We start from the raw sequence: 7,881 nt of genomic DNA, 5'->3' as shown, positions 1-7,881 counted from the left end.
GGCGGGCGGACCCCGCAGCTTTCTGCCGGGCTGCGCAGGGTTTGGGCCGTAGCGGTATCGGAACTCATGTTGCGTCCTCGGATTAACGACGCAACAGCCATGAAGCGGCATTGACGCTGATACAATTTAACTCATTATGCTATTACTTTTTGTACGGATGGGGCCATGGCGACCTCCGATCGGACCCGACCCGAGCTTTCAGAGTTCCTGCGTGCGCATCGCGAGCGGCTGACGCCCGAGGATGCCGGCTTACCCTCCGGCAAGCGTCGGCGTACGGCCGGCCTCAGGCGCGAGGAGGTTGCCGCGCTCGCCGGGGTGGGCCTGACTTGGTACACATGGCTCGAGCAGGGTCGCAATATCGGCGTCTCCTCCGGTTTCCTCGACAATCTCGCCAGGGTGCTGAAGCTCGATGGCGCCGAGCGACGGCATCTCTTCCTGCTCGCCCAGGAGCGCCCACCGGCCGAGCCGGGAAAGACATGGTGCACGGTTCCGTCTCTCGTGAACCGGCTGATGGGCGACCTCGCCCCACATGCGGCCTATATTCTCAACCTGCGCTGGGACGTGCTGGCCTATAACGAAGCGGCCGAAGCCCTGTTCCGGTTCGGCAGCCAGCCTTCAAACCGGCGCAACCTGCTGTGGATGCTGTTCTGCGATCAGCACCTCGCCGATACGCTTGTGGATTGGGAAAACCAGGCGCAAGCCATGCTGGCGAGCTTTCGCCGGGATTTTGCAGGCGCGCGCGGCGATGCGGACATGCGCGCCCTGGTCGCGGAACTGGAAGATGTCTCGCCGGAATTCAAGACATGGTGGCGCAGCCCGGACGTCCACGCACCCTGCACCGGCACGCGCACGCTTCGCGTCGGTGGCCACCCCGTCACCTTCGAACACACGTCGCTCACCGTCGATGGCGGACGGCATCTGAGATTGGTGGTCTATGCCGCCCTTGCCGCTCAAACCTCCAACGAACGGACCGAGTGCCTGCCTGCATTGGAGCAGAGCTGAGCGCTTCGCGCCCTCTGCGAAGCGTCGGTCGCGAACCAAGCCGCGGGCATGGTTTCCCGTCGGGCGAATGGACGGTTCAATATCCGTTTCYGTTTCCGCTGCGGGGATCGTCGGCCAGCTTCTCGCGATAGATCTCGCCTTCTCTTGCCCTGGCGCGCCAGGGCCGCGCCCTTTGAAGCGCAATTTCGTAGGCGGGGTCGTTCCGGTCCAGCGTTGCCATAGCTAGCCCAGGCTCCGGGGATGGCGACGATTGCGCGGCCCATGCCCCGTCCGGTCCAATGATGCCGGCGGGGCCTTTGGCGGCGTCCTGCGCGGGGGTAGCAGCAGCGATCCAGATGCAGTTCAGGCCGGCAGGGAAGGCCGTATGATGCGAACAGAACCCCATCGACGCCGAGACGCTCATAGTCGCTGAAGATCTCGGGGAACTGCGATTCGATGCAGATCGCACAGCCAAACCTGTAGCCATCGACGTCGACCATGACCGGCTCCGTTCCAGGCGTGTACCAGCCAGCAAGTTCGGTATTCGAGAGAAACCTCTTGTCGTATCGGGTGAGCAGGGCGCCGGTATCAGAGAAGACGTAGAGACTGTTGTGCGGCGGATATCCCCGACCGAGCCGATGGGCCCCGCCGACGACCGCGACGATGCGGAGCTGCCCGCACAGTTCAGCGATAGCGCGAAGCTCGGCCTCCTGAATGGCCCAATCGAAGGCCTGCCAATCCCCCTGTTTCAGGATCTGGCTCTTTGCGTAGCCTGACAGCGCCCCTTCGCAGAAATTGATCAGGCGAGCCCCCTCGCCCGCCGCACGCGCAATCATCGCGCGGATGGCGCTGCCATTGGCGGCGATGTCGGGGGAAACAACGGTTTGTGCGGCCGCTATCCTCAACACTCGCGCCCCCTTCCGTCTCGTCCCATAGACTTCGCAAGATGTGAAGCGGAGTGAAACCGCTTACCGCAGGGAGTGCAGTCCTGTGGCGCTTGCATCATGATGCCGGAACCCGGGCTGAGGTCAGCACCTGCCAAACCACACCGCGACGGAGCTCATGCCCGTGCTGAAATCGATCATCAGCTCTGTATGGCGCGTGCAGCTCCGCCCGAGCCTCGCCGTCCTGCTCGGCATGAGCGTGCTMGTCGGGCTCAATGAAATGACCGCACGGCACACCGGCGTCGTTGCATTCCTGCTGCTAAAGCATCGGCCCGAAAAGTGGATTGCGGTTTTCGGGAAAGCCGATGCAAACACAAAGGGTTAGATCATCGGTCCGGATATGATTTCCGGCCCGATGATCTAGCTGGCCTCGCAGGCGGACTGGCCTTTGTCTGCTGGGTTGCTCGCGGACCGCGCAATGACGACCGCCGCTGACACTGCCCTCCAATGGACAGCATCGGCGGCGGCCACTCTCTGCGCCGGCTAGTTCTTGGGCGTCAGCTTGCGCATGACGTCATCGAGGTTGAAGCTCGCCGGCTTCTGCCGGATCGGGAACTCCTTGAAGCTTTCCAGCCATTTCCCGACGACCGCCTGCGATGGGACCACGACGAAGGAACGATCGAAGAACCATTTCTCGTATTCCATCGAGGTGTCGCCGCGCTCGAAGGGGTCGGCCCGCAGGTTGAACAGTTTTGGCGCCCGCAGATTGGTGAACTCCCTGCGCCAGACGTCGATGCCCTCGTGCTCCTGCGCCTTGAACACGACCTTCCAGTCGGCGACCCGCACCGCCACCAGTTCGCCGTCGTCGTTCCAGTAAAGGAAATCGCGGCGCGGGGAATCCTTGGCGCTGCCGGTGAAGAACGGCATCAGGTTGTAGCCGTCGAGATGCACCTTGAAGCTCTTGCCGTTGGCCTGGTGCCCCTTCATGCATTTGGCGACCACATCCGGCTCTCCGCCCGCGGCGCAGAAGGTCGGGATCAGGTCGTAATGCGAGAACGCCTCGTTGTAGATCGTGCCGGGCTTGATCACGCCGGGCCAGCGAATGAGGGTCGGCACGCGATAGCCGCCTTCCCAATTGGTCGCCTTTTCCCCGCGGAACGGGGTCGAGCCGCCATCCGGCCAGGTCATCACCTCGGCKCCGTTGTCGCTGGTATAGACGACGATGGTGTTCTGGGTGATGCCGAGATCGTCGAGCTTCTTCAGGAGCTGGCCGATATGCCCGTCATGCTCGACCATGCCATCGGGATAGATGCCCTTGCCGGTCTTGCCCTCGGATTCCGGCTTCAGATGCGTGTTGACGTGCATCCGGGTCGAGTTGAAGTAGCAGAGCCACGGCTTCTGGGCCTTGTTCTGCCGGTCGATGAAGTCGATCGCCGCCGCCGTCGTCTCGTCATCGATGGTTTCCATCCGCTTCTTGGTCAGCGGCCCGGTATCCTCGATCTTGCCGTCGGCCGACGAGCGGATGACGCCGCGCGGTCCAAAGCGCTTCCTGAATTCCGGATCCTTGGGGTAGTCGGGGTTCTCCGGCTCTTCCTCGGCGTTGAGGTGGTAGAGATTGCCGAAGAACTCGTCGAAGCCGTGATTGGTCGGCAGGTGTTCGTCCTTGTCGCCGAGATGGTTCTTTCCGAACTGGCCGCTGACATAGCCGAGCGGCTTCAGCAGTTCGGCGACCGTCGGATCCTGCGGCTGCAGGCCGATATCGGCGCCGGGCAGGCCGACCTTGGTGAGGCCGGTACGGATCGGCGACTGGCCGGTGATGAAGGCGGCACGCCCGGCCGTGCAGCTTTGTTCCCCGTACCAGTCGGTGAACATCGCGCCTTCATTGCCGATGCGGTCGATATTCGGCGTGCGATAGCCCWTCATGCCGCGGTGATAGATGCTCGGATTGAACCAGCCGATATCGTCGCCCATGATCATCAGGATATTGGGCTTGCGTCCGGAGGCCGGCGCCGGCGCGGGCTGCTGGGCCTGCGCTGTCTGGATCGTCGGGGCGGATGCAAGGCCCGACGCGGCAAGCGCGGTGCCGCCAAGAAGAATGCGTCTGCGAATAAGGTCCGGTCCATCGGTCGCCATGGTTTCCTCCTTGGTCAGGCAGAGAAACTCAGGCTAGTGCCGCATCGCCCGGGAGGCCAATCGGTATTTGCGCAAAGCTTGCGTGAGCGGGAACGGCCGGTCTGGACGGCCTTGGCGGATGGCCGCCCTCAGCACATCCAGTCGGTCACGCTGCGCGCATCGTGCTCGGCAGCCTCTGTGGTGGCAAAGAGTCCCGATCGCCCCTTGCCCGCGCCAGCCCACCATGACCAGGAGCCGTTCACGTCCACCTCGTGCCGAAGTGCCGCATGCTCGTAGGAATAGAGGCCGTCGGGACGTCGAAACAGCCAAAGGCAATGTAGCCCGTCCGCGCTCAAGACCTGGCTCACGAGGACATCGGGCTTTCGCCTCCACGCATCGCGTAGCCCGAGCAGCGCCCGCGCAACCCGTGTCGCCGGGACGCTCGCGGGAGCCAGCCCCATCATCTCGCTCTCGATCAGCAGGAGATGGGCCAGGATCTCGGCTTCGGACGCCGTCGTGCTCCGCACCAGCGCAATGAGGCCGGGCACATAGCTGTCATATTCATCGGCCGGCCCTTCCGCGCCGAGCCCGATCGGGTCCCAGATGTGGCGGAGCACATGTCCCACCTGCTCCGTCAGAGCCTTGTCGTCGGTTGCCGTGGCCTGCTCGCTCATCATCCGCGCATCGAACCCTCGATGCGCGCCGCCCGCAAGCGACACATCCCCACGCCCCGCATCATTTTGACCCCGAGCCGCAATCGAGCACCGCAGGAGGCAGGGCATCCGGGTCGCTGTTTTCAGCCTCAGCCGAGCTTCGCCGCCGACAGCGGCTCCATCAACTCGATGCGGTTCCCGAACGGGTCGTCCACATACATGCGGTCATATCCGTCCAAGGGCTGGTCCTCGGCCACGTGGTAGCCGCGCGCCTTCAGCGTGGTGACCAGCGCTGCGAGATCGCTCACGATGAAGGCCGGGTGCGCTTTGCGGGCTGGCTTGAAATCGGCGTCCACTCCCAAATGGACCTTCAACGCCCCCTGTTCGAACCAGCATCCGCCCCGGCCGGCGAGATGAGCGGGCTTGGCGACTTCGCTGATGCCGAGAATGTCCGCATAGAAGGCGCGCGCCTCGCTTTCGCCGCCGGCTGGCATGGCGAGTTGCACGTGGTCGAGGCGCGTAATGGTCATTGTCGCAGTTTAGTTTCGGCAGGGGCCGGAATCCACCGACGGAGAAAGCGCGACAAACCGCCTGTGCCGTGGCCAAGGCTATCGGGCGGCCCCGAGCAGTCACTATGCCCCCAACCCGTCCAATGCGGCGGCGAGATCGCCATAGCTGCCGACGATGCGATCGGCCCCCGCCATCCCCAGACGGTCGCCATGATTGCCGGCGCAGTGAGCGCCAGCGGTGAAGCCGATGACCTGCATGCCGGCGGCCTTGCCCGCCATGACGCCGTTGACGCTGTCCTCGACAACCACGCACTCACCGGGCTGCACGCCCATCGCGGCTGCGGCATGGAGAAACAGGTCGGGCGCGGGCTTCCCGTTCGCGACCATGTCCGAGGAGAAGATATGCGGATCGAACAGGCCGATCAGGCCGGTCTGCTGCAGCTTCCAGCGCAGCCGCGCGGACGGCGTGCTCGATGCGACGCAACGGCGCGCCTCGATGCCATCGATGGTCTGCCGGGCGTCCGGAAGGGCGGCCAGATGCACCTCTATGCGTGCCGTCGTGTGGTCATCCAGCCGCACGAAGAAATCGGATGGCAGGGGCGCGCTGCGCTGCTCCGCGATGATCGACTGGAGCCTTGCCTGCCACATCGGCGGGGACAGCCCCATGAACGTGTCCGTATAGACATCGCGTTCGAGGACGACGCCGACCGAGGCCAGGAACTCAAGCTCGGCAGCGAGATAGACCTCCTCGCTGTTCACAAGCACGCCGTCGCAATCGAAGATGATGAGCGTCATCGAGGGCCGTCCGGTTTCAGGCGATGTCCTCGCTAAAGCATCGCCCCGAAATGTGCATTGCGATTTTCGAGAAGGCCGATGCAACCATGGAAGGCTCGATCGGCCGCATTCCAGGACGAGCAGGTCCATCGGCCGGTTGACGGCGCTTCCCCCGCTGCCCCACAGCACCGGCATGAACGCAGAACCCCGCCCCCTGCCCGAGCCGTTCGATGCCGGGCTTCTCGCCGTCGGCGATGGAACCGAAATCTACTGGGAAATCTCGGGCAACCCCGACGGCAAGCCCGCCTTGTACCTGCATGGCGGCCCGGGCAGCGGGCTCCGCTCGGGCAGCTATCGCCGCCATTTCGACCCGGAACGCTACTGCATCATCGGGATCGACCAGCGCGGCTGCGGACGAAGCCGCCCCCTCGCCTCGGACGCTCCCGGCGAATTGCACCGAAATACGACGCAGGCGCTGATCGGGGATATCGAGGCCGTCAGGACGCATCTCGGTATCGCGTCCTGGCTCGTCTCGGGCGTCTCCTGGGGCTCGACGCTGGCGCTGGCCTATGCGCAGGCGCATCCCGGCAGGGTCTCCGAACTGGTGCTGGTCGCGGTCACCACGACCAGCCGCGAGGAGGTCGACTGGATCACCGAAGGCGTCGGGCGCCTGTTTCCCGAAGCCTGGCAACGTTTCGAGCGGGATTCGGGCCGGCGCCCCGGCGAGCGCGTCGTCGAAGCCTATGCCAGGCGGCTGGCCACCTGCGGCCTCCAGGAGCGCGTGCTCGCAGCCCGCGCCTGGAACACATGGGAAGCGACCCATATCTCGCTCGACCCGGGCTGGGAGCCGCCGAGCCAACCGCCCGACGACGAACGCGGCCTGGCGTTTGCGACGCTCGTCACGCATTACTGGGCCCATGACGGGTTTCTGCGGAATGGGCAGGAGATCCTGCGCCGTATCGCCGAGATCGCCGATATTCCCGCCGTTCTCATCCATGGCCGTCGCGATGTCAGCGGACCCGCGATCACCCCCTGGAACCTGCACCAGCGCTGGCCGGCCAGTCGCCTGGTCATCGTCGAGGCCGAAGGGCATGGCGGGCCACAATGCTACGAGCAGATGCGCCTCGCGCTCGATGCATTCGCGCAGGGTCGGTGACGGGCGCGGCAACCCTGCCCCGTCCATCTGCTTTCTGGTGCGTGAAGGCCTGTGGCTACGCGGCGGCCGCGTCTCCTACTGGATATGCGCCGCGTTCAATTGCGGCCAATGGCGCTCGGCCTTGGCGATAAACCCTGCGGGATCGCCGAGCCAGGTCTTCCGGACATCGCGATCGTAGTTGAGGTAGAGCGTGCCATCGACGATGGACCAGGCCTCCGGCTCGATCTTCACGAGATAGCCCCGCGAGGTGCCATAGGCGCAGAAGCCGCCATAGGCCGGCAGGTAGCGCGCCGGATCGGCTTCGAGCAAGGCCTTGTGCTCGGCGCTGGCGAAGCGCCAGGTGGCGCCGTGAAGGGCGACGGAAAATTCCGGCCTGCCCAGCCTCGGGCCGCCATCGTGGAAATAGGCGACGGGATCGTAGCCGCGGATCGCGAGCCCGTCCGGTGAGCCGAGCGTGTTGACCGGGCGGGGCATATCGGCCCGGACACCCGATGCTGCGAGCACCGCGCCAGCGAGCAGGATGAAGCTGCGCCTGCCGAGCATGGCGCGTCTCCCGTCCCTCTCGCCGTTCGCGACGAGCGCGCGTCCTGTGCCGAGATCGTCTTCGGCCGCCCCCGTGCTGCGGACCGGTGACATCGTTTCGTGGTGCATCTCGTCTCTCCGGCGCAGCCGCCCCAGGCGGCTTTGGGGAGAGATCGCTCGGCGGGGCGATTTGGTTACACCGTCACGCAGACGTGAGCGCCTGGCCGGGACGGAGATGAGTGCCGACACAACCATCGCCAGGCACAGCCCTGGGTCGCAGCTTCGACCAT

9 protein-coding genes are annotated in these 7,881 nt (G+C 65.0%); 3 read left to right on the top strand and 6 right to left on the bottom strand.

The annotated features are described in order from the left end of the window. The first annotated feature begins 165 nt into the window (after window positions 1-165). Window positions 166-1,002, top strand: a complete 837-nt coding sequence (locus tag AC1DJT_RS31410; protein WP_476832730.1) for a helix-turn-helix transcriptional regulator — start codon at window positions 166-168, stop codon at window positions 1,000-1,002. Here the strand turns inward: AC1DJT_RS31410 and AC1DJT_RS31405 are convergent. Then, the gene (locus AC1DJT_RS31405; protein ID WP_476835585.1) at window positions 951-1,889 is read right to left on the bottom strand and encodes a carbon-nitrogen hydrolase family protein; all 939 of its coding nucleotides are present in this window, start codon (window positions 1,887-1,889) and stop codon (window positions 951-953) included. The genes AC1DJT_RS31410 and AC1DJT_RS31405 overlap by 52 nt on opposite strands. 160 nt (window positions 1,890-2,049) lie before the next feature. Between AC1DJT_RS31405 and AC1DJT_RS31400 the strand changes: the two genes are divergently transcribed. Then, window positions 2,050-2,250, top strand: coding sequence for a hypothetical protein (locus AC1DJT_RS31400; protein ID WP_476768195.1), 201 nt, complete (start codon window positions 2,050-2,052; stop codon window positions 2,248-2,250). Between the two features lie 158 nt (window positions 2,251-2,408). Here the strand turns inward: AC1DJT_RS31400 and AC1DJT_RS31395 are convergent, their stop codons facing one another. The 4 genes from AC1DJT_RS31395 to AC1DJT_RS31380 all read right to left on the bottom strand — a co-directional run bounded on the left by AC1DJT_RS31395 (window position 2,409) and on the right by AC1DJT_RS31380 (window position 5,934). Then, window positions 2,409-3,998, bottom strand: a complete 1,590-nt coding sequence (locus AC1DJT_RS31395; RefSeq protein ID WP_476835584.1) for an arylsulfatase — start codon at window positions 3,996-3,998, stop codon at window positions 2,409-2,411. A 128-nt stretch (window positions 3,999-4,126) separates the two neighbouring features. Continuing rightward, complete coding sequence (locus tag AC1DJT_RS31390) at window positions 4,127-4,651, bottom strand: hypothetical protein (protein ID WP_441506857.1); 525 nt, start codon at window positions 4,649-4,651, stop codon at window positions 4,127-4,129. A 128-nt stretch (window positions 4,652-4,779) separates the two neighbouring features. Next, the gene (locus tag AC1DJT_RS31385) at window positions 4,780-5,160 is read right to left on the bottom strand and encodes a VOC family protein (protein ID WP_441492240.1); all 381 of its coding nucleotides are present in this window, start codon (window positions 5,158-5,160) and stop codon (window positions 4,780-4,782) included. 102 nt (window positions 5,161-5,262) lie between these two features. After that, the gene (locus tag AC1DJT_RS31380; RefSeq protein WP_441506858.1) at window positions 5,263-5,934 is read right to left on the bottom strand and encodes an HAD family hydrolase; all 672 of its coding nucleotides are present in this window, start codon (window positions 5,932-5,934) and stop codon (window positions 5,263-5,265) included. Between the two features lie 172 nt (window positions 5,935-6,106). On the opposite strand from AC1DJT_RS31380, the gene pip reads away from it, so the two are divergent. Beyond that, complete coding sequence (gene pip, locus AC1DJT_RS31375; protein WP_441492238.1) at window positions 6,107-7,069, top strand: prolyl aminopeptidase; 963 nt, start codon at window positions 6,107-6,109, stop codon at window positions 7,067-7,069. Window positions 7,070-7,144: 75 nt separating this feature from the next. On the opposite strand, the gene AC1DJT_RS31370 is transcribed toward pip, so the two are convergent. Then, window positions 7,145-7,720 (bottom strand): YHS domain-containing (seleno)protein, encoded by a 576-nt coding sequence (locus AC1DJT_RS31370; RefSeq protein WP_441492237.1) that lies wholly within the window; start codon window positions 7,718-7,720, stop codon window positions 7,145-7,147. Window positions 7,721-7,881: the final 161 nt, after the last annotated feature.

The sequence above is a fragment of the Allobosea sp. 05T422_2 genome (genome assembly GCF_056396265.1).
This window is presented reverse-complemented; position numbering and strand designations above follow the sequence as displayed.